Here is a 24,882-nt window from a genome sequence, read left to right as displayed (position 1 = left end):
AAGCTGAAATCGAATAGCACGAGGACCGCCGGGTTGGTTTCTCGATTCAGTCCGAAATATGAGACTCCGCATGTAGACGCAAGATGAAATCGGGGTAGTTTTCTCGAATGTTCTCCAAAGTGCTCGTCGCGAACCGCGGCGAAATTGCGATCCGTGCCTTCCGCGCCGCCTACGAACTAGGTGCCGGAACCGTCGCGGTGTTCCCGTACGAGGATCGGAACTCGATCCACCGGCTCAAGGCAGACGAGAGCTACCAGATCGGGGAGAAGGGTCACCCCGTTCGGGCGTATCTCTCAGTCGAGGAAATCGTCGCCGCCGCCAAGAGTGCCGGAGCCGACGCCATCTACCCCGGTTACGGCTTCCTTTCCGAGAACCCGGATCTGTCGGCGGCGTGCGCCGAGGCAGGCATCAAGTTCGTCGGCCCGTCCGCCGAGATCCTCGAGTTGACCGGAAACAAGGCTCGGGCCATCGCAGCGGCAAAGGCCGCCGGTCTCCCCGTGCTCGCGTCGTCGGAGCCGTCAGCGGACATCGACGAGTTGCTCGCGGCCGCCGAGGACATGACCTTCCCGATCTTCGTCAAGGCCGTTGCCGGCGGCGGTGGACGCGGAATGCGCCGCGTTGCGGAGCGCTCACAGCTCAAGGAATCGATCGAAGCCGCAGCGCGCGAAGCGGAATCGGCCTTCGGCGATTCGACGGTCTTCCTCGAGCAGGCCGTCATCGACCCCCGGCACATCGAAGTGCAGATCCTCGCCGACGAGCAGGGCAACGTCATCCACCTCTTCGAGCGTGACTGCTCGCTGCAGCGTCGCCACCAGAAGGTGATCGAGCTTGCTCCGGCGCCCAATCTCTCGGAAGAGTTGCGCGCCAAGATCTGTGCCGACGCCGTCGCCTTCGCGAAGGAGATCGGGTACACGTGCGCGGGTACCGTCGAGTTCCTCCTCGACAAGCGCGGCAATCACGTCTTCATCGAGATGAACCCGCGAATTCAGGTGGAGCACACCGTCACCGAAGAAGTGACGGACGTGGACCTGGTCCAGTCGCAGCTCAAGATCGCGTCCGGTTCGACGCTTGCAGAGCTTGGTCTGTCACAGGACACGATCAAGCTTCGCGGCGCGGCGCTGCAGTGCCGCATCACCACGGAGGATCCGGCCAACGGATTCCGCCCGGACACGGGCCGCATCACCGCGTACCGCACCCCGGGCGGAGCCGGTATCCGCCTGGACGGCGGCGCCACGCTCGGAGCCGAGGTCGGCGCGTACTTCGACTCGATGCTGGTCAAGCTCACCTGCCGTGGTCGTGACCTCGAAGCCGCTGTCGCGAGGGCTCGCCGCGCGGTCACCGAGTTCCGCATTCGTGGCGTCTCGACCAACATTCCGTTCTTGCAGGCGGTTCTCGACGACCCGGACTTCCGTGCTGGACGCGTGACGACCTCCTTCATCGAGGAACGTCCTCAGCTGCTGACTCTGCGTTCTTCGGCAGACCGCGGCACGAAGATCCTGACCTACCTCGCGGATGTCACTGTCAACAAGCCTCACGGTGAGCGGCCCTCGGCGGTGTACCCGCAGGACAAGCTGCCCAAGATCGATCTTTCGACGCCTCCTCCTGCCGGTAGCCGTCAGCGCCTGCTCGAACTCGGACCCGAAGGTTTTGCGAAGGCACTGCGTGAGCAGAAGGCCGTCGGCGTCACCGACACCACCTTCCGTGACGCGCACCAGTCGTTGTTGGCCACGCGAGTTCGAACCAGCGGACTGCTCGGAGTAGCCGGGCACGTTGCGCGGTTGACGCCGGAACTGCTCTCGATCGAAGCCTGGGGCGGCGCGACCTATGATGTGGGACTTCGCTTCCTGCACGAGGATCCGTGGTACCGGCTCGCCGCACTCCGCGAGGCGATCCCGAACATCTGCCTTCAGATGCTTCTTCGCGGCCGAAACACCGTGGGCTACACGCCGTATCCCGAAAAGGTCACGCGCGCATTCGTTCAGGAAGCCACCGACACCGGTATCGACATCTTCCGAATCTTCGACGCGCTCAACAACGTCGACCAGATGCGGCCTGCCATCGACGCGGTGCGTGAGACCGGAACGGCCCTCGCGGAGGTGGCGCTGAGCTACACCGGTGATCTGTCGGATCCGAACGAAACTCTGTACACGCTCGACTACTACCTGAAGTTGGCCGAAGAGATCGTCGATGCCGGCGCTCACGTGCTCGCGATCAAGGACATGGCAGGCCTGCTGCGCGCGCCGGCAGCTACCAAGCTGGTGACGGCGCTACGCAGCAACTTCGATCTGCCGGTTCACGTTCACACGCACGACACTCCCGGTGGACAGCTGGCCACGTACTTCGCAGCGTGGCAGGCGGGCGCCGACGCAGTCGACGGTGCTTCCGCGGCACTGGCCGGAACCACCAGCCAGCCTGCGCTCTCGGCCATCGTCGCCGCTGCCGCGCACTCCGAGTTCGACACCGGACTGAACCTGCAGAACGTGTGCGACCTCGAGCCGTACTGGGAGGCGCTGCGAAAGGTGTACGCGCCGTTCGAATCCGGATTGCCGGCGCCGACGGGTCGCGTGTACACGCACGAGATTCCGGGAGGCCAGCTCTCCAACCTCCGGACGCAGGCCGTTGCTCTCGGTCTCGGCGACCGGTTCGAAGAGGTCGAAGCCAAGTACGCCGACGCGGACCGCATGCTCGGGCATCTTGTGAAGGTGACGCCGTCGTCGAAGGTCGTCGGCGACCTCGCGCTCCATCTTGTCGGTGCCGGTGTGCCTTCGGAGGAGTTCGCCGCAGATCCGGCGAAGTTCGACATTCCCGACTCCGTGGTGGGCTTCCTGCGCGGTGAACTCGGTACGCCTCCCGGTGGTTGGCCGGAACCGTTCCGCAGCAAGGCACTCGAAGGACGTGGCCAGGCCAAGCCGGAAGCGACGTTGTCCGCTGAGGACGAGGTGCTGCTAGAGGGCTCGTCGAAGGACCGTCAGGCGACGCTGAACCGTCTGCTGTTCCCCGGCCCGACAAAGGAATTCCTCGAACACCGCGAGAAGTACGGTGACACGTCGCGGCTTTCGGCAAACCAGTTCTTCTACGGTTTGCGGCGCGGCGACGAGCACCGGGTCGAGTTGGCTCCCGGCGTGGAGCTGATCATCGGTCTCGAGGCGATCTCCGAGCCCGACGAGCGCGGCTACCGCACTGTCATGTGCATCCTGAACGGCCAGCTGCGCCCGGTCTCGATCCGCGATCGCTCCATTGCCAGTGACGTACCGGTGGCGGAGAAGGCCGACAAGAACAACCCGGGCCACGTGGCTGCACCGTTCGCGGGCGTCGTGACGCTCGCGGTCAAGGAAGGCCAGAAGATCGAGGCCGGCGACACCGTGGCCACGATCGAAGCGATGAAGATGGAAGCGGCGATCACCTCGCCGCGCGCCGGCGTCGTCTCGCGGATCGCGATCAGCGCCGTCCAACAGGTCGAGGGCGGAGACCTGCTGGTAGTCGTCTCGACGGGGGAGAGCGCCGCAGAGTGACACGCATCATCTCGGGACTCGCGGGCGGTCGACGCCTGCGAGTCCCGCCGAGCGGCACCCGTCCGACGTCGGATCGGGTTCGTGAGGCGCTGTTCAGTGCTCTCGAAGCGCGCATCGATCTCGAAGGGTGCGCGGTTCTCGACCTCTTTGCGGGTTCGGGTGCTCTCGGCCTCGAGGCGCTCTCGCGGGGAGCCGAGCACGTTGTTCTCGTGGAATCCGATGCCAAGGCTGCTGCCGTCATCAAGGCGAACATCGGCACTGTCGCGTTGCCGGGGGCGACGGTTCGCGCCGCTCCGGTTGCGGCCGTGGTCTCGGGTCCGAGTGCGCGTGAATACGACATCGTGATCGCGGACCCACCGTATGCGGTAACCGACGAGGCCGTCGTGTCCATGCTCGCTGATCTGCAGGCCAACAAATGGGTGGGGGAGGGCACGATCGTGGTACTCGAACGATCGTCGCGCTCCCCGGAGACCGTGTGGCCTCAGGGCTACGAGCCGATCAAGGCCAAGAACTACGGTGAAGCCCGCATCGAGCTGGCCACCTGCTACGGTCTGGACTCATGACTGGCGCCGTCTGCCCCGGATCCTTCGACCCTGTGACCAACGGTCACCTCGACGTAATCGGAAGAGTTGCTGCGCAATTCGACGAGGTCGTGGTCACCGTGCTGATCAACAAGAGCAAGCGTGGCATGTTCACGATCGACGAGCGGATCGAGATGCTCGAAGACGCGACGAGCCACCTGCCCAACGTTCGCGTCACGTCGTGGCACGGATTGTTGGTCGACTACGCGAAACAAGAAGGACTCAGCGCGATCGTCAAGGGTCTGCGCGGCGCGAACGACTTTGATTACGAGCTGCAGATGGCTCAGATGAATCAGAAGCTCACGGGCGTCGACACGCTCTTCGTTGCCACGAACCCGACCTACAGCTACCTGTCGAGTTCTCTGGTGAAGGAAGTTGCGACCTTCGGCGGCGACGTCTCCGACATGCTCCCGGCCAAGGTGCATTCTCGGCTACTCGCGCGTATCGCCGAACGAGCAGCCGAAAACAGCTGATCCCCGACACACCGACCACGACGACACCCCGTTGGCCGTTCTTCCGGCAAACTTGGACAGGAACGGGCACAGGTCCGAGTGGACCGGTGACGATGTGGGCCGATTTCGGCCGGTAGAGATTGGGGTTGCTTGTGTACCGCGTATTCGAGGCACTGGACGAACTGGTCGCAATTGTCGAAGAGGCGCGCGGTGTTCCCATGACCGCAGGGTGTGTTGTGCCTCGCGGTGACGTACTCGAGCTACTCGACGACGTCCGGGACGCAATTCCGAGTGAGCTGGACGACGCTCAGGACGTCCTCGATCATCGCGACAAATTGGTCGGTGACGCGCGAGCAAACGCCGAGAAGACAGTCAGCAGCGCCAATGCCGAGGCAACCTCGACTGTCGAGAACGCACGCGACGACGCCGACCGGATTCTGTCCGATGCCAAGGCTCAGGCCGATCGCATGGTTGCCGAAGCACGCGCGCACGCCGATCAGTTGGTCGAGGACGCCGAAGCAGAAGCGGAACGGACCGTCACCGACGGCCGTCGTGAGTACGAGGCCGTCACCGGACGGGCGCGTGCCGAGGCCGATCGGATGATCGAGTCCGGCCAGGCCTCGTACGAACATTCAGTGGCGGAGGGAACGGCGGAGCAGGCTCGTCTGGTGTCGCAGACCGAGGTTGTCCAGTCAGCTCACGCGGAATCCGCGCGAGTGATCGACGCCGCTCATGCCGAGTCCGACAGGATGCGTTCGGAGTGTGACCTGTACGTGGACACCAAGTTGGCCGAGTTCGAAGAGTTCCTCACCGGAACGGTTCGATCGGTCGGGCGTGGTCGTCAACAGCTTCGAACAGGTTCGGGAGTCCCCGACTACCAGGACGACGATCGTCGTTCGGAGCGTCGTCGCTAGAGCGAACGAGACAGTCGAGGGTGGGTCGTCCGATATGGGGCGGCCCACTTTTTCGTGGACGGAATTGGGATTTGCGTTGTAGCTGCCGTATTGTGGAGTGGTTGCCCATACCAGTTTCAACAGTTAGGTGAGTTCTCTTTGTCAACGCATCGTCGTAGTTCGTCGCATCAGTCAAGTGATGCGGGATTTTTGCTGGACACGGTCAAGCTCGGTCGTCGTCCAGGGTCGATGCGTACCGTCGAGAGAACAATTCAGTCCCCGAACCGTATCGGTCTCGATCTGATCGCGATCGAAGCGGGCGCGGACATAGATCTCGATCTTCGTCTCGAAGCAGTGTCCGAAGGCGTTCTCGTCACCGGAAACGTGCACGCACCCACCAAGGGTGAATGCTCGCGGTGCCTTGAACCTTTCACCGACACCGTGGACATCTATCTCACGGAGTTGTTCGCTTACCCGGACAGCACCACCGAGGAGACGACGGAAGAGGGAGAGGTCTACGCGGTCGAAGACGACGAAATCGACCTCGAACCGGTCATCGTCGATGCAGTCGGTCTGGCGCTTCCGCTCCAGCCTCTGTGCAGTGACGATTGCCTGGGATTGTGCTCAGAATGTGGCATTCGCCTGGCGATTGCGGAATCTGGGCATGGGCATGACATACTTGATCCTCGCTGGGCTGGTCTCGCGGCCAAATTTGGCGTGGAATCAAACACCAGCGAAAATCTTGTGATCACCGAAGCCGAGGAGAAGTAGAAGTGGCTGTCCCCAAGCGCAAAATGTCGCGATCCAACACGCGGTCGCGTCGTAGCCAGTGGAAGACCACTGTGCCCACCCTCGTTACCTGCCCCAACCGTGGCTGTGGCGAGCAGACCCTTCCCCACATCGCATGCCCGTCATGCGGTACTTACAAGGGCCGCCAGGTAACCGCTGCTGTCTAGTTCTCCCCGGAGAAAGACTATGACGAGCGAAAATACAGTTTCAGCCGCCGGCGGCGAGGGCAATCACGACAAGCTCCTCGCCGCTGTCGGCGTAGATATAGAGCCCGGTCTTCTGACCCTGGCTCTCACGCACCGCTCGTACGCGTACGAGAACGGCGGTCTGCCCACGAACGAGCGCCTCGAATTTCTCGGGGATTCCGTTCTCGGCGTCACGGTGACCGAAAATCTTTATCTGTCCCACCCTGACAAATCCGAAGGTGATCTGGCGAAGATTCGTGCCAGCGTGGTCAACATGCATGCACTCGCCGAGGTTGCCAGGACTCTGGGTGAAGGTGGACTCGGAGCTCACCTGCTGCTGGGTAAGGGCGAGGAAATGACGGGCGGCCGTGACAAGCCGTCCATCCTCGCCGACGGTATGGAGTCGATTCTCGGCGCCATACACCTGCAGCACGGCATCGATACTGCGAGACGTGTTGTTCTCGATCTGTTCGACGATCTACTCACTCGCGCACCGCTTCTCGGCGCGGGTCTGGATTGGAAGACGAGTCTGCAGGAACTGACCGCAGAACACGGTGCCGGAGTTCCCGTCTACGAGATCACCGCTACCGGACCCGATCACGACAAGGAATTCACGGCCACAGTTCTCATCAGTGGCAAGCCCTTGGGCGTCGGTGTCGGTCGTTCCAAGAAGGAAGCCGAGCAGAAGGCAGCAAGTTCGGCATGGAAGACGATGTCGGAGAATGCCGCTGCTAGCGCAGTCGCTGCTGACAACCCGTCTGATCTCGCCGGCTGAGTTCACTCTTGCCTGAGCTTCCCGAAGTCGAAGTCGTTCGCCGCGGCCTACAGTCTCATGCTGTAGGTGCGGCGATCGAGGCCGTCGAGGTCCTCCATCCCCGCGCGATCAGGCGCCACATTCTCGGTTCCGAGGACTTGATCGGCCAACTCACCGGGCAGACCATCGCTTCGGCAGAGCGTCGCGGCAAGTATCTGTGGCTGGTTCTCGAGCCTGCCGGTGTCGGACTGGTGGTTCATCTCGGGATGAGCGGACAGATGTTGGTCCAACCCCCGACAGTCGACTGGGAAAAGCACCTACGCATTCGGTTGGCCCTCGATTCCGGGGCTGATCTTCGATTCGTCGACCAGCGGACCTTCGGTGGCTGGTCGATTTCACCTCTCGTCGAGGTCGACGGAACGATGCTGCCCGAGTCGGTGGCGCACATCGCTCGCGATCCCATGGATGCTGCGTTCGATCTCGAATCCGTCGTGAAAGTCCTGCGGGGCAAGCACACCGAGATCAAGCGGGCGATTCTCGACCAGACAGTGGTCTCCGGAATCGGAAACATCTATGCCGACGAATCATTGTGGCGTGCAAAGATTCACGGCAACCGAATCGCCGAATCGCTCACCAGGCCCAAACTTCGAGAACTGTTGACCGCGGCGCACTCGGTGATGGGCGAGGCGCTCGATCAGGGCGGTACGTCCTTCGACGCGCTGTACGTGAACGTCAACGGGGAATCGGGCTACTTCGACCGGTCGCTGTCGGCGTACGGGCAGGAGAATCTTCCGTGCCCGCGATGCGGCGCGCCGATCAAGCGTGAGAAGTTCATGAATCGATCGTCGTTCAGTTGCCCGCGGTGTCAGCCGACCCCGAGGGCACGGCGAATCGCCTAGGTCTCCGCCCCTTCGGTTCGGCGGAGTGGCAAGATTGCGTCATGGCTGAACAGACTCCAGACAACACTGCAACCGCCCCAGCTCACACGGAGCTTTGGGTGGAACGCACAGGAACCCGCCTCTACACCGGCAAGAGTTCGCGTGGCGCAGAGGTTCTCATCGGCTCCGAATCGGTGCCAGGAGTCTTCACGCCCGGCGAACTCCTCAAAATTGCACTGGCTGCATGCACCGGGATGAGCTCAGACTTCCCGATCTCTCGCCGCCTCGGTGACAACTACGACGCGACGGTTCGAGTGTCCGGTGCCGCCGATCGTGAAAACGAGGTCTACCCGCAGCTCGACGAGGTTCTCGAACTCGACCTCAGTGAGTTGGATGCCGAAGCGCAGCAGCGCCTCATCACTCTCGTCGAGCGTTCCGTCGACAAGGTGTGCACGGTGGGGCGCACTCTCAAGGCCGGAACCAAGGTCACGCTGTCGTTCGACACGGAAGCCTGATGTCCCGCGCCGGCAGTGTTGTCGCTGCGATCGCACTGGGTTCCGTTGTGGCGGTGAGTGCTCCGGCACAGGCATCGGTCCCGGCCGACGGCTCGGACGGTGGTTGCGGCAAATGGACGTCGAGCGTCGTGACGACTGGTGCCGGAATGCTCGAGAATCTCGAATTCGACGGCAGCGGATCGATGGTGTTGTCGCAGTCGGCTCTGATCGGGCCGGGTGCACTGCTGAAAGTGGCGCCGGACGGAACACGGACAACTTTGGTCGGTGATGTCACCGGACCTGGAGGGCTGGTCGCGCGTGACGGTTCCGTGTACTTCACCACGGGCAACTCGACTGTCTCGGGTCTGTTCGGAATCGCCGACGGCAGCCTTCGTAAGGTCGACGTCGCAGACGGATCGGTGACAACGATTGCCGACGGTCTGGTGATGCCGAACGGGCTTGTGCCGCTGGACGGTAACCGTTTCCTCACAGCTCGCACCCTGACCCGGCCGGGGCTCACGGTCATCGACAGTGACGGAACCAGTTCGATCGTTCGTGAGGATCTCGGCACCGTCGACGGCCTCGCACGCTCCGGTTCGACGATCTACGTGACGACCACTTTCGACATGGTGACCGCGGTCCACGTCCTCGACGCACACGATCTGGGCGGGCCGGTGCGAACGATCACGCTCCCCGGGTTCGGTCCGGCAAACATGGCGGACGATCTGACCGTCGGACCGGACGGCGCGTTGTACGTCGCATTCAATGTCGGCGGCAAAGTTGTTCGCGTCGATCCGGATTCGGGATCTTCGTGTGAGATCGCCTCGGGTCTGCCGTTCACATCCGCGGTGAAGTTCGGTGCCGGCCCGGGCTGGGACCCCAACTCGCTCTACACCACCGGTTTCCTCGGCGACGTCCACCGTCTCGAACGTGTGGCGGGCTGAACGTCATGACTGAGACACCGCCTGTGCGGTTGACGGCGTGGGTTCACGGATATGTTCAGGGCGTCGGGTTCCGGTGGTGGACCAGGGCCCGCGCCCTCGAACTCGGGTTGATCGGATATGCGTCGAATCAGCGTGACGGTCGAGTGCTCGTCGTGGCGGAAGGCGAACGCACGCAGCTCGAGAAATTGTTGGAGTTGCTTCGCTCGGGAACAACACCGGGCACGGTGGATCTCGTGGTCGACAGCTGGGACCCCGCCAGGGGCGACCTGACAGGGTTCGTCGAACGCTGACCGGTTTGGCGGTAAAGTTTCCCCCCATGCACCTCAAGAGTCTGACACTCAAGGGATTCAAATCCTTTGCGTCGGCAACGACTCTTCGGTTCGAGCCGGGGATCACCTGTGTCGTCGGGCCGAACGGCTCGGGTAAATCCAACGTCGTCGATGCGTTGACCTGGGTGATGGGCGAGCAGGGCGCCAAGGCTCTGCGCGGCGGCAAGATGGAAGACGTCATCTTTGCCGGCACCTCCGGCCGCGCGCCGCTGGGCCGCGCCGAGGTGACCTTGACCATCGACAACGCCGACGGCGCGCTCCCGATCGAGTACTCCGAGGTGTCGATCACGCGCCGGATGTTCCGCGACGGCGCGGGGGAGTACGAGATCAACGGCTCGTCCTGCCGTCTGATGGACGTCCAGGAACTGCTCAGCGACTCCGGTATCGGCCGCGAAATGCATGTCATCGTCGGGCAGGGACGGCTCGCCGCGATCCTCGAATCCCGCCCCGAGGATCGACGCGCCTTCATCGAAGAAGCCGCGGGAGTCCTCAAACATCGCCGCCGCAAGGAAAAAGCGGTACGCAAGCTCGATTCCATGCAGGCCAATCTCGCTCGACTCAGTGACCTCACCGCGGAACTGCGTCGGCAACTCAAACCGCTGGGACGCCAGGCCGAGGTTGCTCGGCGAGCACAGACGGTCCAGGCTGACCTGCGTGATGCCAAGATGCGGCTGGCCGCTGACGACCTGGTGACCCGTCGAACCCAACTGAACGACCAGGCGCAGGACGAGAAAGCGGCCCGCGAACAGCACAACGAGGTGGCGTCCGCGCTCGACGAGGCCAACCTCGAACTCGGGCGCCAGGAGCAAGCTCTCGCTCGTCTGACTCCGGGATCGGAAGCGGCAGCGCAGAGTTGGTTCCAGCTCTCCGCGCTTGCCGAACGAGTCAACGCCACCGTGCGCATCGCCCGCGAGCGTGCACGACATCTCGACTCCGAACCCGTCGGCAACCGCGGCCAGGACCCGGACGAGATGGAAGCGCGCGCCGAACGTCTTGCGGCCGAGGAGGCCGAACTCCTCGAAGGCGTCGAAATCGCGCGAGCGGCGTCGGAAGCTGCTCGGGACCAGCTGGCAGCCACCGAAGATGCTGCAGCAGAAGCGGAACGGGCGCACATGGCGGAAGTTCGTGCCGTCGCCGACCGCCGTGAAGGTCTTGCTCGACTCTCCGGTCAGGTCGACACTTTGCGTACCCGCGTCGAATCCGTCGACGCGGAAGTTTCGCGACTGACCGAGGCCATCGACGAGGCTCGTCTGCGTGGGGATGCCGCACAAGCCGAGTTCGACACGGTGCAGGAAAGCATCGGGGACCTCGACGCCGGTGAAGTAGGCCTCGACACCAATCATGAACGCGCCGTCGAAGCTCTCGAGATGATCGACGCACGTGTCGAAGAACTTCGTGAGGAAGAAAAGACGAGCGGGCAACGCATAGCTTCGCTCCGTGCGCGCGTCGAGGCGCTGTCGATGGGCTTGCAGCGCAAGGACGGTGGCGGCTGGCTGCTCGAACATCGGCGCGACGACGGCATCACCTCGCTGGTCGGATTGATTCACGTCGAACCCGGCTACGAAGCTGCCATCGCTGCCGCGATGGGGCCGGCGGCGGACGCCGTCGTGGCGCAGTCGCTGGACTCTGCTCGCTCCGCTGTTGCAGCGCTGGCCGATCAGGACGGTGGGCGTGCGTCGCTGATCGTGAGCGGTGAACCGGTGATCAAACGCGAGGCCGAGATCGCACCGGGCAGTCGTCCTGCCGTCGACGTCATCGACTGCCCTGACGAGTTGCGTGCGGGGTTGACCGCAATACTCGATGGCGTTGTCCTGGTCGAGACCCTCGAGGACGCGATTCGAGTTGTTGCTGACCACAAGGGAATTCGTGCAGTGACCCGTTCCGGCGATCTGCACGGTTCGGGGTGGATGATCGGTGGCTCGGATCGGCAACCCAGCACGCTGGAGGTACAGGCGGCGATCGACGCGTCAGCAGCGGAACTGGCGGCAACGGAGAGCCGATCCGAGGAACTCGACGCGGCGCTGTCCGGCGCTCTGGCCGAACAGGCCGCTCGACGCGAGACCGCGGAGCAGACTTTGGCGGCGCTCAACGAGTCGGACGCCGCCATGTCCGCCATTTACGAGCAGTTGGGCAGATTGGGGCAGGCAGCACGAGTCGCCCACGCGGAATCCGAGCGGTTGACCGCCCAGCGAGTGCGTGCCGAGGAGGGCCGCGGTGAGTCGCTGACAAAGCTGGCGGACCTGGAAGAACGTCTGCGTGTGGCCGAAACCGACGGCAGTGCACCGGGACACGGTGCGGAATCGACCGCTGCCGATCGCGAAATGGCCGCAGCAGCGCTGGCCGAAGTGCGCATAGTCGAAATGGATGCTCGCCTTGCCGTGCGCACCGCCGAAGAACGTGCGGAATCCGTACGCGGAAAGGCTGATTCGCTTCGCCGCGCCGCTGCTGCCGAACGAGAGGCACGAATTCGCGCCGAGCGGGCTCTGCGCGCCAGAGCGCACGCTGCGGAGGTTGCAGCTGCCGTCGCCGAGTCGGGGCAGCGCGTGGCGGCCGAACTCGAGGCCGTCGTCGCTGCAGCTCTTGCTCATCGCGACGAGTTGGCTCGGGCCCGCTCCGAGTGCACGGCCAAGCTGGATCAGGTCCGCGAGATCGTCCGGGCACTGGCCGGACAGCTCGCTTCACTCACCGACGCTGTCCATCGCGACGAGGTTGCGAAGGCTCAGGCAGCGCTGCGCATCGAACAACTCGAGGAGTCGATCCTCGATCAGTACGGTATCGGCCTCGATGATCTGATCGCCGAGTACGGACCCGACGTCGAACTGCCGCCGACCGCTCTCGAAATCGAGGAGTACGAGCAGGCCAAGGAGCGCGGCGAGCAGGTAACCGCCCCCGCTCCGCTTCCGTACGATCGTGCGACTCAGGAACGGCGCGCGAAGCGGGCGGAGAAAGACCTCGCCACCCTCGGCAAGGTCAATCCGCTGGCGCTCGAGGAATTCGCAGCTCTCGAGGAGCGGTATACCTTCCTCTCCACTCAGCTCGAAGACGTCAAGACCGCACGCAAGGACCTTCTTGCTGTGGTCGCAGACGTGGACGCACGAATTCTGCAGGTGTTCACCGAGGCCTATGCCGACGTCGAGCGTGAGTTCGTGGGCGTGTTCGAGAAATTGTTCCCCGGGGGAGAAGGACGACTGGTTCTCACCGATCCGTCGGACATGCTGACCACAGGCATCGAAGTCGAGGCGCGTCCGCCCGGTAAGAAGGTCAAGCGGTTGTCGTTGCTGTCAGGCGGCGAGAAGTCCTTGACCGCGGTGGCCATGCTGGTCGCGATCTTCCGGGCACGCCCGTCCCCGTTCTACGTGATGGACGAGGTCGAGGCGGCGTTGGACGACACCAACCTGCGGCGGCTGATCGGACTCTTCGAACAATTGCGGGAGAAGTCGCAGTTGATCGTGATCACTCACCAGAAACCGACGATGGAAATCGCCGACGCGTTGTACGGAGTCAGCATGCGCGGCGACGGCATCACCACCGTGATTTCGCAGCGACTTCGCGGTCAAGACATGGCCTCGACGTAAGCCCTGCTCACTTTCCGGGTCGGAGCCTGAAACAATGGGCCGGTGACTACCCAGGCTTGGATCATCATCGCGGCTGTAGCGGCCGTACTACTCGTCGTTCTCGTTGCCGGATTCCTGCGCTACCGCAAGGGGCAGGTGTCGCTGAAGGCGCCCGAGACGAAGCCGGAGCTCGGCACCCCCGAGAAGGACAAGTCAGGCGGTTACAAGGCCGGCGGCGGGTTCAACTTCAGTCAAGGCTCGACGGCAACGGCGCCACCTCCGGTGGTTCCGACGCCGCCGGTCGCGGAGAAGCCGCCTGTCGTCGAAAAACCGGTCGTCGAAGAACCTGTTGCGGAGAAGCCGGCCGTCGTCGAGGAGCCGGTTGTCGATGAACCCGCTGTTGTCGAGGAACCGGTTGTCGAAGAGCCGGTAATCGAAAAGCCGGTCGTAGAAGAACCACCGGTAGCAGAACCTGTTGTCGAAGAACCTGTCGTTCCCGAACCTGTAGTCGTACCCGAGCCCGTCGTAGTTCCCGAACCTGTCGTAGTTCCCGAACCCGTCGAGCCTGCACCGCGCGTGCTGGACGAGATCGACCCGACCGAGGGTCGGTTGGACCGACTGCGCGGGCGCCTCTCCCGCTCGCAGTCAGCGGTCGGCAAGAGCTTGCTCGGTCTGCTCGGTGGCGGCGATCTGGACGAGGACTCGTGGGAAGAAGTCGAGGACACCCTTCTCATCGCAGACCTCGGCTCCGCGACCACGGAAAAGGTCGTCACGAAGCTTCGTGAGCAGATGGCGGCCCGCAGCGTCCGGACCGAGGCTGCCGCCCGCGCGCTCCTGCGTGAGGTGTTGATCGCCGAGCTGCGTCCCGAACTGGACCGCTCCATCCGCGCGTTGCCGCACGATGATCACCCGGCTGTTCTGCTCGTCGTCGGCGTCAACGGAACCGGCAAGACCACCACCACCGGCAAGCTGGCTCGCGTGCTCGTCGCCGACGGTCGTCGCGTCGTGCTCGGCGCCGCGGACACGTTCCGCGCGGCCGCTGCCGATCAGCTCCAGACGTGGGCCGAGCGTGTCGGCGCTGAAGTTGTTCGTGGCAAGGAGGGTGGCGATCCCGCTGCGATTGCCTTCGACGCGGTCTCTCGCGGCATCGCGGACGGCGTCGACGTGGTCCTCATCGACACCGCCGGCCGTTTGCACACCAAGACCGGTCTGATGGACGAGCTCGGCAAGGTCAAGCGGGTCATCGAGAAGAAGGCGTCGGTCGACGACGTTCTGCTGGTTCTCGATGCGACGGTCGGCCAGAACGGACTGGCGCAGGCTCGAGTGTTCGCGGAGGTCGTGGACATCACCGGCGTCGTACTGACCAAGCTGGACGGAACCGCCAAGGGCGGAATCGTCTTCCAGGTTCAGCATGAACTGGGTGTGCCGGTGAAGTTGGTCGGTCTCGGTGAAGGTGCCGACGACCTGGCGCCCTTCGAGCCGGGTGCGTTCGTCGACGCCCTGCTGGGCTGACGCCCCCGTGCGCCTTTTTGGTAGCGCGAACTACCGAAAAGGCGCACAGGGTCGGTAGAACCCCCTGGCGAAACCTGTTTGCAACAAAGTTGGGCAATTGGTTCACGTCTGCGAAACGCGACAGCGCCATGGACGAAACACCAGCCCAGCACTCTTCTCCTTAACGACGTGCTGCCCGGCACGTGCGACTAGGAGGTAGTAAGTGAGTACCGACGATTTGTTGGCGAACTCCGGTAACGCCGCATGGATGCTGATGGCTGCATCTCTGGTCTTGCTGATGACACCCGGCCTCGCTTTCTTCTACGGCGGGATGTCTCGGTCCAAGTCCGTCCTGAACATGATGATGATGTCCTTCGGGGCCATGGCCGTCATCGGCGTCATTTACGTTCTGTGGGGATGGTCGATGTCCTACGGCACCGAGAACATCGGGGGCATTTTTGCCAACCCGTTCGAGTTCTTCGGCCTCAAGAACAGCATCACCGATGCTGACGGCAACTTCATCGCCGGCGCGTGGGGCTACCCCAACGTCATCGACATCGCGTTCCAGGTGACATTCGCGATCATCACCACCGCCCTTATCAGTGGTGCCCTGGCCGAGCGGGTCAAGTTCGGCACCTGGCTCCTGTTCTCGGGTATCTGGGTCACCGTCGTCTACTTCCCCCTCGCACACATGGTCTGGGGCGGCGGACTCCTCTCGGGCTCCGAGGACGGCATCGCGGCAAAGCTCTTCGGCACCACGGTCAACGACGACGGAGTCACCGTCGCCAACGTCGCTCCGATCGACTTCGCCGGTGGCACAGTCGTTCACATCAACGCGGGTATGGCCGGTCTGGTCCTCGCCCTCATCGTCGGCAAGCGTCTCGGCTTCGGCAAGACCGCCTTCCGTCCGCACAACCTGCCCTTCGTGATGCTCGGCGCAGCACTTCTCTGGTTCGGTTGGTTCGGCTTCAACGCCGGCTCGGCATTCGCCGCCGACGGTAACGCCGGTCTCGCCTGGGTCAACACGACCACCGCGACGTGTGCCGCAGTCCTGGCCTGGCTCGCCACCGAGCGTATTCGTGACGGTCACGCCACCAGCCTCGGCGCAGCTTCCGGTGCGGTCGCCGGTCTGGTCGCCATCACCCCTGCTGCCGGTGCGCTCAACCCGGTCGGTTCCATCTTCCTCGGCGCCGTAGCCGGCATCCTGTCCGCTCTCGCAGTCGGCCTGAAGTTCCGCTTCGGCTTCGACGACTCGCTCGACGTCGTCGGCGTGCACCTTGTCTCCGGCCTGTGGGGCACGATCGGTATCGGATTCTTCGGCACCGCAACCGGCCTCTTCTACGGCGGCGACTACAAGCAACTGGTGGTTCAGATCGTGATCGCACTCGCAGCACTCGTCTTCACCGGCGTTCTGACGACGATCATCGGCTTCGCACTCAAGCCCCTGGGCTGGCGAATCTCGGCCGAGGACGAGGCACGCGGCATCGATGAGACCGAACACGCAGAGACCGCATACGACCTCGCGTGATCAGCACGTGATTAAAGTGAATTCAGGCACTTCAGAGTTTGGAAAGGGATGAGCACATGAAGCTGATCACAGCAATCGTCAAGCCGTTCACGCTCGAGGACGTCAAGACCGGACTCGAGCAGGCCGGAGTGCTGGGTATGACAGTCAGCGAAGTTCAGGGCTACGGCCGACAGAAGGGCCACACCGAGGTGTACCGAGGCGCGGAGTACTCCGTGGACTTCGTACCCAAGGTCCGGGTCGAGGTCGTCGTCGACGACGCGGCCGTGGACAAGGTCGTCGAGGTGATCGTCGAGGCAGCTCGAACCGGCAAGATCGGTGACGGCAAGGTGTGGGTCTCGCCAGTCGAGTCGGTCATCCGGGTTCGCACCGGGGAACGCGGTGGCGATGCACTCTGACCCGAAAGGGTCCGAGAACCTCGGCCCTGGTTCCGTCGCGAAAGCGACGGGGCCAGGGCCGGTCTCGTCAGGGGGATCCGACGAAGCTGCGGACCTGGCCCGCGCACGCAAGGCCCTACTCACCGGAGGCGTCAAGAACAGGAGGCTCGACGCCCCCTCACTGCGACATGCACTGGTCGATCTGCACGAGTTCTGGTTGACCACCAAGGGGACCGAACTGGGCATCAAACCGGATTGTGGGTTTGCCATCGTCGCCGTGGGTGGTCTTGGCCGACGCGAACTGTTGCCGTATTCCGATCTCGATCTGATTCTGCTGCACGACGACATGGACCCAGCAGTCGTGGCCCAGGTTGCGGACAGCCTGTGGTACCCGCTGTGGGACGCGCACATCAAACTCGACCACAGCGTGCGGACGCTTCCGCAGGCGCTTCAGGTTGCGGCCACCGACATGACGGCGGCACTCGGAATGCTCGAAGCACGCCACATTGCCGGCGATGTGGAGCTGAGCAACCTGTTGATCAGTGGTGTCCGTCGACAGTGGCGCATGGACATCCGCAGCCGATTCGACGAATTGATCACCCAGACCCGTACGAGGTGGGAGCGCAGCGGCGAGATCGCCCATCGCGCCGAACCGGATCTCAAGAGCGGCCGTGGCGGGCTGCGTGACGTCCAACTGCTCAACGCCCTGTCCATCGCGCAATTGACCGACGGGATGCCAGGGCTGGGACCCAACTCGCCCGGCGGCGGTCTGGCACTCGCGCACAGGCGGTTGCTCGACGTGCGCACCGAACTTCACCGCGTTGCCGGTCGCGCCCGCGATCAACTGCGAGCGCAGGACGCCGACGAAATCGGTGCGGCGCTGCGGATCGGTGATCGATTCGATCTGGCCCGCCTTCTCAGTGAATCGGCGCGCACCATCAGCTATTCGGTGGACGTCGGTATCCGTACCGCCGGAAACTCCTTGCCCCGGCGTGGTTTGTCGCGGCTGCGTCGCGCGCCGGTGCGGCGACCACTGGACGAGGGCGTCGTCGAGCATGCCGGCGAAGTTGTCCTGGCGCGCGATGCGAGGCCGAAGAAGGATCCCGGTCTGGTGATGCGGGTCGCGGCAGCGGCGGCCACCAACGGCATGCCGATCTCCGCGTCGACGCTCAATCGACTGGCCGACAATGCCCCGGAACTGCGTGAGCCGTGGCCGAAAAATGCGGTCAACGATCTCTTGGTCGTGCTCGGTTCGGGATCGCGTGCCGTTCCGGTGATCGAGGCGATGGACCGGACCGGGCTCTGGGGTCGCCTCCTGCCGGAGTGGGGGACCATTCGCGATCTTCCGCCGCGCGACGCCGTCCATACGTGGACGGTGGATCGCCACCTGGTCGAAACCGCCGCGTATGCAAGCGGATTCACCACTCGCGTCGCTAGGCCGGATCTGCTCATGCTCGGTGCGTTGATCCACGACATCGGGAAGGGGCGAGGGGGAGACCACAGCGTCGTCGGTGCCGAATTGGCCACCGCGATCGGAAATCGCTTGGGACTCTGGCCTTCCGACGTCGCGACGTTGACGGCGATGGTGCGCTATCACTTGCTGCTGCCGGAAACGGCGACCCGTCGCGACCTCGACGATCCGGCAACGGTGCAGCGAGTGGTCGACGCACTCGAAGGGGACGGGACGCTTCTCGATCTCCTGCATTCGTTGGCGGAGGCGGATTCGCTGGCCACCGGGCCTGGCGTCTGGGGCGACTGGAAGTCGTCTCTGATCGGTGAGCTCGTGCGTCGTTGCCGTTTGCTGATGGCGGGGGAGGAACTCCCACAACCCGATCCACTCGCTCCCGAGCAGTTGGCCATTGCCGAGGATGGCGGGGTTCACGTCTCGCTCGTTCCGGCCGAGAATCCGCACACCTACGTCGTGACCGTCATCGCGCCCGACGCGCCCGGGTTGCTGTCTCGGGCTGCCGGAGTTCTGGCGCTGCAGTCGTTGCGGGTGCATTCCGCTTCGCTGGGGTCGCATGCGGGTTCGGCGGTCAATTCGTTTGTCGTCACACCGAGGTTCGGCACACCGCCGCAGGCGGTGCTGCTCAGGCAGGAATTGATCCGCGCTTCGGCCGGTGAACTGAATCTGCTCGAACTTCTCGACGCCAAGGACGAGGAGGCACGGGCAGAGCAGTGGGACGACCCGATCCAGACAAACAAGGATTCGGCGGTTCCGGTGCTCTATTCGCAGGCACCGCCGCGGGTCATCTGGTTCGACGCGCCCGGTGACGGTCACGCGATCCTCGAATTGCGTACCGAAGACCGCGTCGGCCTGCTTTGCCGACTGGCCGCAGCACTCGAACACAGTGGTGCCGACATCCGGTGGGCGAAGGTCGCCACGTTGGGTTCCTCGGTGGTCGACGCGTTCTGCCTCGACTTCGGTGAGGCCGATACCCGCGCGGCGCGAGAGCGCGTCGAGGAGGCGGTGCTGGCGGTGGTTCCGGTGCCACAACCCAAGAAGAAAGAGGATTGACGGACCGGTTTCGGCAGTTACGCCCGCATCGGCTGGGATCGGTGCGGGCGTAGCGGCTAGGCTGGTGCCCGAGAATATCCACGGCTAACTCGCACGACCTTCAGGAGCGCACTCGGTGTTCGAATCCCTTTCCGACAGATTGACCGGATCTCTCAAGGATCTGCGTGGCAAGGGTCGTCTGTCCGGCGCCGACATCGACGCTACGGCCCGCGAGATCCGCCTTGCCCTGCTCGAGGCCGACGTCGCGCTTCCCGTAGTGCGCAGCTTCATCGCCAAGATCAAGGAACGCGCCAAGGGCGCCGAGGTCTCGGGTGCACTGAACCCGGCTCAGCAGGTCGTCAAGATCGTCAACGAAGAGCTGGTCGAGGTTCTCGGCGGCGAAACTCGTCGACTCCAGTTCGCCAAGACTCCGCCGACGGTCATCATGTTGGCCGGTCTGCAGGGTTCCGGTAAGACCACGCTGGCCGGAAAGTTGGCCAAGTGGCTCAAGGACCAGGGGCACACGCCCCTCCTCGTTGCCTGCGACCTTCAGCGTCCCGGCGCCGTCACTCAGCTTCAGATCGTCGGTGAGCGTGCGGGCGCGGCAGTCTTCGCGCCGCACCCCGGTACCTCCATCGGCGGTGGCGAGAACGCCCTCGGCGTTTCCGCAGCCGACCCCGTCGAGGTCGCCCGCGCCGGAGTCGAGGAAGCCCGCAACAAGCACTACGACGTCGTGATCGTCGACACCGCCGGTCGCCTCGGTATCGACTCGGAGCTGATGGCGCAGGCCGCCGGTATCCGTGACGCCGTCAACCCGGACGAGACCATCTTCGTCCTCGACGCCATGATCGGTCAGGACGCGGTCAGTACCGCCGACGCGTTCCGTGAAGGAGTCGGCATCACCGGTGTCGTCCTCACCAAGCTCGACGGCGACGCCCGCGGTGGTGCCGCACTGAGCGTCCGCGAGGTCACCGGCCAGCCGATCCTCTTCGCGTCCACCGGCGAGAAGCTCGAAGACTTCGACGTCTTCCACCCCGATCGCATGGCCAGCCGGATCCTCGGTATGGGCGACGTCCTGAGCCTCATCGAGCAGGCCGAGCAGGTTTTCGACGCCGATCAGGCCGAAGCGACCGCAGCGAAGATCGGTTCCGGTCAGCTCACCCTCGAAGACTTCCTCGATCAGATGATGGCCGTCCGCAAGATGGGCCCGATCGGCAACCTCCTCGGCATGCTGCCGGGTGCCGGCGGCATGAAGGACGCGCTGGCCAACGTCGACGAGAAGCAACTCGATCGCATTCAGGCCATCATCCGCGGTATGACACCGGCCGAGCGCGACGATCCGAAGATCATCAACGCCTCACGCAGACTGCGCATCGCGAACGGTTCGGGCGTCAAGGTTTCCGACGTCAACCAGTTGGTGGATCGCTTCTTCGAAGCCCGCAAGATGATGGCTGCCATGGCCGGCCGTATGGGCATGCCCGGCGCGCGTAAGCAGGTTCGCAGCAAGAAGGGCAAGAAGGGCAAGAAGGGCGGCAAGGGCCCGACGCAGCCCAAGATGCGCGGAGGATTCCCCGGCATGGGCGGATTCCCGGGTATGCCCGGCGGAATGCCGGCCGGGATGCCCGACCTGTCGAACATGCCCAAGGGTCTCGATCAGTTGCCGCCCGGACTGGAAGGCATCGATCTTTCCCAGCTCAAGCTGCCCAAGAAGTAGTCGGTGGCTGCGCTTCATCTGCGGGGTATCGGTCTGCCCGATGCCGAGCCGATCGAATTGTGGATCGTCGACGGGCTGATTTCCTTCGAGCCGGTGTCCGGTGCGGAGACGATCGTCGAATCGGGTTGGATCACACCGGGTCTCGTGGATGCGCATTGTCACGTCGGTATCCGCTACGGCGGTGGCGGCGGCGAAACCGTCGACGGCTTGCTGGAGCAGGCGAAGACCGAACGTGACGCGGGCGTGCTGTTGCTCCGCGACGCCGGATCACCGGTCGACACCAGGTTCATCGACGAGCGCCTCGATTTGCCGCGGATCATTCGCGCAGGTCAGCACATCGCGGCACCCAAGCGGTACATCCCGGGCTTGCCGGTCGACCTGGACGACGAATCTCAGTTGCCGGCCGAGGTAGTGCGTCAGGCACGCGCTGGTGACGGCTGGGTCAAGCTCGTCGGCGACTGGATCGATCGTTCCGTCGGCGATCTGGCTCCCTTGTGGAGCGACGAGATCCTGGTCGAGGCCATCGCTGCCGCCCACGCCGAAGGCGCAAAGGTCACCGCTCACGTTTTTGCCGAAGACGCTTTGCCCGGCCTGATCAACGCCGGTATCGACTGCATCGAGCACGGCACCGGATTGACGGACGCGACCATCGAGTCGATGGTCGCGCACGGCACGGCCCTGGTTCCGACGCTGATCAACATCGCTACTTTCCCCGAGATCGCGGACTCCGCCACGCGATATCCGATCTACGCGGCGCACATGCGCGATTTGCACGCTCGTCGGCACCAGACAATCGGTGCCGCTCACGAGGCCGGGATTCCAATCTATGCCGGAACGGATGCCGGCGGATCGATCAGACACGGGCGGATCGCCGACGAGATCGCCGAACTCGAAGTTGCCGGATTGACAGCTCACCAGGCGTTGGGCGCAGCCAGCTGGGATGCGCGGAGTTGGTTGGGTGCCCAGGGCATCGAAGAGGGAGCGCCCGCCGACCTGGTGGTTTATTCCGAAGATCCGCGCGGAAACCCCGATGTGCTCGCGAAGCCGATGCGTGTGATCCTCCGCGGCACCCCCGTGAGTGGTTAGGGAGTCCCTGCACTCTCGAAGCGCGCACAGGGTGGTTTCCGAACGAGCCCACCCATCTGGCACAATGGACCATTGTTCGTCGCAACCGGTTACGTACCGCTGCGACGGTCACAGGATAGAGGCAAAACCGGGCTCACAAATCGTGTGGGTCGCTGAATTGCACGTGACATGCGCAGCACTGTTGTGCGCGCTGAAGGAGAACTGCAGCTGTGGCTGTCAAAATCAAGCTCACCCGCCTCGGCAAGATCCGCAACGCTCAGTACCGCGTTGTCATCGCCGACTCGCGCACCCGTCGTGACGGCCGTGCGATCGAGACCATCGGCAAGTACCACCCCAAGGAAGAGCCCTCGCTGATCGACATCGATTCCGAGCGCGCTCAGTACTGGCTGTCCGTGGGCGCACAGCCCACCGAGCCCGTCGAGGCACTCCTCAAGATCACCGGTGACTGGCAGAAGTTCAAGGGCCTGCCGGGCACCGAAGGCACCCTGCGCGTCAAGGAAGCCAAGCCCACCAAGCTCGAGCTCTTCCAGGCTGCACTCGCGCAGGCCGAGAACGAGCCGGTTGCAGAAGCAATCACCCCCAAGAAGAAGAAGGCTGCAAAGGCTGACGAGGCCAAGGCAGAAGACACCGCGGCTGACGCCGAGGCTCCCGCTGCAGACGCCGAGGCTGCTGACAAGTGAGTGCCGTCGTCGCTGATGCGGTAGAGCATCTCGTGCGTGGCATCGTCGCCAATCCCGACGATGTGCGTGTCGAGCTGATCACCGGACGTCGGGGACGGACCGTCGAGGTGCACGTGCACCCCGACGATCTCGGCAAGGTCATCGGTCGGGGTGGTCGCACGGCGACCGCTCTGCGGACCTTGGTCTCCGGCATCGGTGGCCGCGGTATCCGTGTTGATGTCGTCGACACCGATCAGTAGACGGCAGTAAACAGGTGGAACTCGTAGTCGGTCGTGTCGCGAAGTCGCATGGCATCAAAGGTGAATTGGTAGTCGAGGTTCGTACAGACGAGCCCGAAGATCGTTTTGCCGTAGGTTCTGTGCTGCGTGGGCGCAAGCCGCGCGAGTCCACACTGAAGTCGTACACAGTGGAAGCCGCCCGGGATCATTCCGGGCGGCTTCTGCTGCGCCTCGAAGGCGTCAGTGACCGTGGCGACGCAGATGCGTTGCGCGGCACACTGTTTGTCATCGACAGTTCCGAACTCGAGCCTTCGGATGATCCGGACGAGTTCTACGACCACGAACTCGAAGGACTGAAGGTCGTCCTCACGGACGGTACCGAGGTCGGTTCGGTCATCGAGGTATTGCATTCCGCCGCAGGCGAATTGCTTTCGATTCGTCGTACCGGCGAGACGTCCGGTGAATTGCTGATCCCGTTTGTCGCCGCCATCGTCACCTCGGTGTCGATTGCCGACGGCGTCGTGATGATCGAGCCTCCCGAGGGACTGCTCGACCCGGATTTCGGCGACAAGTCGAACAGCGATAATTCGAACTCAGACAACGACTGATCGTTTGTCATGCGTCTCGACGTCGTCACCATCTTTCCCGAGTATCTCGAACCGCTTCGTGCTGCCTTGCTGGGCAAGGCAATCGAACGTGGCTTGATCTCGGTCGACGTCCACGATCTTCGGTCGTGGACCCATGACGTACACAAAGCCGTCGACGATTCCCCGTACGGCGGCGGACCCGGCATGGTCATGAAACCCACCGTCTGGGGCCCGGCGCTGGACGACGTGATCGGTCGCTCCGATTCTTCCGGCCCGGATGATGCCGAGACGATCTTGGTGGTGCCGACTCCCGCCGGCGTCCCGTTCACTCAGGCGACCGCACATCGCTGGGCCACCGCCAAGCACCTTGTCTTCGCCTGCGGCCGATACGAAGGTATCGACCAACGGGTTTTCGACGACGCCGCCAAGCGGGTTCGCGTTGAAGAAGTCAGTATCGGCGATTACGTTCTGATCGGCGGTGAAGCAGCCGTGCTGGTGATGGTCGAGGCTGTTGTGCGACTGATGCCCGGTGTTCTCGGCAATCAGCTGTCACACCAAGAGGATTCGTTCTCCGACGGGCTCCTCGAAGGGCCCAGTTACACTCGCCCCGCCGTGTGGCGTGATCTCGAGGTTCCGCCTGTTCTGCTTTCCGGAGATCACGCGAAGATCAAAGCCTGGCGCCATGAGCAGTCGCTGCAGCGCACGGCCGAGCGTCGACCGGATCTACTTCCTTAGGTATTTCTCTTCAACCAGGTGATGCTTGCGCCGTCGTCGAGCGATTCGGTTGCAGTCGGTGTGAACAGTGTCGGCTCGAAGTTACCTCTGATCAGCGGTATGCCCGCGCCGGCGACAACCGGATACCTTTTGACGATCAACTCGTCGATCTCCGGTAGTAGTTCGCCGGCGAGAGTTCCGCCGCCGCACAGCCAGATATCTTGTCCTTCTTCCTCTTTGAGGGATCTGACGACCGCACGTGGATCGGTGCGAACGATGGTGACCGCGGGATCCTCGGCGTCAGGGAGGGTGCTGGAGACGACGAACTGGCGCAGGTGCGCAAAAGGGCTGTTCACGCCGAGGCTCAGCCCGGGCTCGTAAGAGCCGCGGCCCATGACGACCGTGTCGAAGGTTCTGTTGGGTGCGTCCTCGATTCCGAGAGCGGGCCGCACATGCGTTGGCACGGTCTCGGGATATCGATCGCATATCCAGGCCGTGATCTGTTCGGAAACCGGGAAGAAATCGAATTCGCCGTCTGGTCCCGCGATGTAGCCGTCGAGGGAAGCTCCCACGTAGTACACAAGCTTTCGCATCAAACGCTCCGTTCGTAGTACTATGTTCGTAGTGG

General features: G+C 63.7%; 23 protein-coding genes. 22 read left to right on the top strand and 1 reads right to left on the bottom strand.

The window, feature by feature from the left end:
* Positions 1-107 precede the first annotated feature (107 nt).
* The 22 genes from AC1DVN_RS22865 (at position 108) to trmD (ending at position 24,275) form a co-directional block, all read left to right on the top strand.
* Entirely contained in the window at positions 108-3,512 is a 3,405-nt protein-coding gene (locus AC1DVN_RS22865) for a pyruvate carboxylase (protein WP_019747950.1), read from the top strand.
* Positions 3,509-4,075, top strand: coding sequence for a 16S rRNA (guanine(966)-N(2))-methyltransferase RsmD (gene rsmD / locus AC1DVN_RS22860; protein ID WP_003942746.1), 567 nt, complete (start codon positions 3,509-3,511; stop codon positions 4,073-4,075). Before AC1DVN_RS22865 ends, rsmD begins: the two co-directional genes overlap by 4 nt.
* On the top strand, positions 4,072-4,566 hold the full coding sequence (gene coaD, locus AC1DVN_RS22855; RefSeq protein ID WP_003942776.1) for a pantetheine-phosphate adenylyltransferase: 495 nt from the start codon (positions 4,072-4,074) through the stop codon (positions 4,564-4,566). The genes rsmD and coaD overlap by 4 nt, the downstream gene beginning before the upstream one ends.
* A gap of 131 nt (positions 4,567-4,697) precedes the next feature.
* Positions 4,698-5,459, top strand: coding sequence for a DivIVA domain-containing protein (locus tag AC1DVN_RS22850; RefSeq protein ID WP_003942696.1), 762 nt, complete (start codon positions 4,698-4,700; stop codon positions 5,457-5,459).
* A 189-nt stretch (positions 5,460-5,648) separates the two neighbouring features.
* Positions 5,649-6,209, top strand: coding sequence for a YceD family protein (locus tag AC1DVN_RS22845; RefSeq protein ID WP_007729319.1), 561 nt, complete (start codon positions 5,649-5,651; stop codon positions 6,207-6,209).
* A gap of 2 nt (positions 6,210-6,211) precedes the next feature.
* Positions 6,212-6,394: a 50S ribosomal protein L32 gene (rpmF, locus tag AC1DVN_RS22840; protein WP_007729318.1), complete on the top strand. Its 183-nt coding sequence runs from the start codon at positions 6,212-6,214 to the stop codon at positions 6,392-6,394.
* A gap of 19 nt (positions 6,395-6,413) precedes the next feature.
* Positions 6,414-7,187 (top strand): ribonuclease III, encoded by a 774-nt coding sequence (gene rnc, locus AC1DVN_RS22835; protein WP_019747952.1) that lies wholly within the window; start codon positions 6,414-6,416, stop codon positions 7,185-7,187.
* An 8-nt stretch (positions 7,188-7,195) separates the two neighbouring features.
* A complete protein-coding gene (gene mutM, locus AC1DVN_RS22830; RefSeq protein WP_019747953.1) occupies positions 7,196-8,065 on the top strand; it encodes a bifunctional DNA-formamidopyrimidine glycosylase/DNA-(apurinic or apyrimidinic site) lyase in 870 nt (289 codons plus the stop codon).
* A gap of 41 nt (positions 8,066-8,106) precedes the next feature.
* Positions 8,107-8,559, top strand: coding sequence for an OsmC family protein (locus tag AC1DVN_RS22825; RefSeq protein ID WP_020907278.1), 453 nt, complete (start codon positions 8,107-8,109; stop codon positions 8,557-8,559).
* Positions 8,559-9,482 carry an SMP-30/gluconolactonase/LRE family protein gene (locus AC1DVN_RS22820; RefSeq protein ID WP_092763631.1) on the top strand — a complete coding sequence of 308 codons (924 nt, stop codon included), beginning with the start codon at positions 8,559-8,561 and terminating at the stop codon, positions 9,480-9,482. The genes AC1DVN_RS22825 and AC1DVN_RS22820 overlap by 1 nt, the downstream gene beginning before the upstream one ends.
* Positions 9,483-9,487: 5 nt before the next feature.
* Positions 9,488-9,772 carry an acylphosphatase gene (locus AC1DVN_RS22815; protein WP_020907281.1) on the top strand — a complete coding sequence of 95 codons (285 nt, stop codon included), beginning with the start codon at positions 9,488-9,490 and terminating at the stop codon, positions 9,770-9,772.
* Between the two features lie 26 nt (positions 9,773-9,798).
* The gene (gene smc / locus AC1DVN_RS22810; protein WP_092763629.1) at positions 9,799-13,386 is read left to right on the top strand and encodes a chromosome segregation protein SMC; all 3,588 of its coding nucleotides are present in this window, start codon (positions 9,799-9,801) and stop codon (positions 13,384-13,386) included.
* A gap of 42 nt (positions 13,387-13,428) precedes the next feature.
* On the top strand, positions 13,429-14,877 hold the full coding sequence (ftsY, locus tag AC1DVN_RS22805) for a signal recognition particle-docking protein FtsY (RefSeq protein ID WP_195791162.1): 1,449 nt from the start codon (positions 13,429-13,431) through the stop codon (positions 14,875-14,877).
* Between the two features lie 247 nt (positions 14,878-15,124).
* A complete protein-coding gene (locus AC1DVN_RS22800; protein ID WP_042450902.1) occupies positions 15,125-16,384 on the top strand; it encodes an ammonium transporter in 1,260 nt (419 codons plus the stop codon).
* A gap of 56 nt (positions 16,385-16,440) precedes the next feature.
* On the top strand, positions 16,441-16,779 hold the full coding sequence (locus tag AC1DVN_RS22795) for a P-II family nitrogen regulator (protein ID WP_003942772.1): 339 nt from the start codon (positions 16,441-16,443) through the stop codon (positions 16,777-16,779).
* Complete coding sequence (locus tag AC1DVN_RS22790) at positions 16,769-19,276, top strand: [protein-PII] uridylyltransferase (RefSeq protein ID WP_020907284.1); 2,508 nt, start codon at positions 16,769-16,771, stop codon at positions 19,274-19,276. The genes AC1DVN_RS22795 and AC1DVN_RS22790 overlap by 11 nt, the downstream gene beginning before the upstream one ends.
* Positions 19,277-19,391: 115 nt before the next feature.
* A complete protein-coding gene (ffh, locus tag AC1DVN_RS22785) occupies positions 19,392-20,969 on the top strand; it encodes a signal recognition particle protein (RefSeq protein WP_003942713.1) in 1,578 nt (525 codons plus the stop codon).
* Between the two features lie 3 nt (positions 20,970-20,972).
* Positions 20,973-22,055 carry an amidohydrolase family protein gene (locus AC1DVN_RS22780; protein ID WP_060938667.1) on the top strand — a complete coding sequence of 361 codons (1,083 nt, stop codon included), beginning with the start codon at positions 20,973-20,975 and terminating at the stop codon, positions 22,053-22,055.
* Between the two features lie 209 nt (positions 22,056-22,264).
* Positions 22,265-22,735, top strand: coding sequence for a 30S ribosomal protein S16 (gene rpsP, locus AC1DVN_RS22775; protein ID WP_003942818.1), 471 nt, complete (start codon positions 22,265-22,267; stop codon positions 22,733-22,735).
* Entirely contained in the window at positions 22,732-22,974 is a 243-nt protein-coding gene (locus tag AC1DVN_RS22770; protein ID WP_003939023.1) for an RNA-binding protein, read from the top strand. Before rpsP ends, AC1DVN_RS22770 begins: the two co-directional genes overlap by 4 nt.
* A gap of 14 nt (positions 22,975-22,988) precedes the next feature.
* The gene (rimM, locus tag AC1DVN_RS22765) at positions 22,989-23,561 is read left to right on the top strand and encodes a ribosome maturation factor RimM (RefSeq protein ID WP_020907286.1); all 573 of its coding nucleotides are present in this window, start codon (positions 22,989-22,991) and stop codon (positions 23,559-23,561) included.
* Positions 23,562-23,570: 9 nt separating this feature from the next.
* On the top strand, positions 23,571-24,275 hold the full coding sequence (trmD, locus tag AC1DVN_RS22760) for a tRNA (guanosine(37)-N1)-methyltransferase TrmD (protein ID WP_019747962.1): 705 nt from the start codon (positions 23,571-23,573) through the stop codon (positions 24,273-24,275).
* On the opposite strand, the gene AC1DVN_RS22755 is transcribed toward trmD, so the two are convergent.
* Entirely contained in the window at positions 24,272-24,847 is a 576-nt protein-coding gene (locus tag AC1DVN_RS22755) for a dihydrofolate reductase family protein (RefSeq protein WP_408989200.1), read from the bottom strand. The two genes, trmD and AC1DVN_RS22755, sit on opposite strands and share 4 nt — an antisense overlap.
* Positions 24,848-24,882 lie beyond the last annotated feature (35 nt).

This window comes from Rhodococcus sp. P4_E4, from assembly GCF_056401575.1.
The sequence above is the reverse complement of the archived record's forward strand: the minus strand, read 5'-3'. Positions and strand labels throughout refer to the sequence as shown.

Excerpts from the sequence above, each read along its gene's own strand:
- AC1DVN_RS22800 (WP_042450902.1), top strand. The coding sequence starts at position 15,125 with ATGCTGATGGCTGCATCTCTGGTCTTGCTGATGACACCCGGCCTCGCT.
- AC1DVN_RS22795 (WP_003942772.1), top strand. The coding sequence starts at position 16,441 with ATGAAGCTGATCACAGCAATCGTCAAGCCGTTCACGCTCGAGGACGTC.
- AC1DVN_RS22865 (WP_019747950.1), top strand. The coding sequence starts at position 108 with ATGTTCTCCAAAGTGCTCGTCGCGAACCGCGGCGAAATTGCGATCCGT.
- coaD (WP_003942776.1), top strand. The coding sequence starts at position 4,072 with ATGACTGGCGCCGTCTGCCCCGGATCCTTCGACCCTGTGACCAACGGT.
- AC1DVN_RS22755 (WP_408989200.1), bottom strand. The coding sequence starts at position 24,847 with ATGCGAAAGCTTGTGTACTACGTGGGAGCTTCCCTCGACGGCTACATC.
- AC1DVN_RS22815 (WP_020907281.1), top strand. The coding sequence starts at position 9,488 with ATGACTGAGACACCGCCTGTGCGGTTGACGGCGTGGGTTCACGGATAT.
- trmD (WP_019747962.1), top strand. The coding sequence starts at position 23,571 with ATGCGTCTCGACGTCGTCACCATCTTTCCCGAGTATCTCGAACCGCTT.
- AC1DVN_RS22820 (WP_092763631.1), top strand. The coding sequence starts at position 8,559 with ATGTCCCGCGCCGGCAGTGTTGTCGCTGCGATCGCACTGGGTTCCGTT.
- AC1DVN_RS22790 (WP_020907284.1), top strand. The coding sequence starts at position 16,769 with ATGCACTCTGACCCGAAAGGGTCCGAGAACCTCGGCCCTGGTTCCGTC.
- smc (WP_092763629.1), top strand. The coding sequence starts at position 9,799 with ATGCACCTCAAGAGTCTGACACTCAAGGGATTCAAATCCTTTGCGTCG.
- rnc (WP_019747952.1), top strand. The coding sequence starts at position 6,414 with ATGACGAGCGAAAATACAGTTTCAGCCGCCGGCGGCGAGGGCAATCAC.
- AC1DVN_RS22825 (WP_020907278.1), top strand. The coding sequence starts at position 8,107 with ATGGCTGAACAGACTCCAGACAACACTGCAACCGCCCCAGCTCACACG.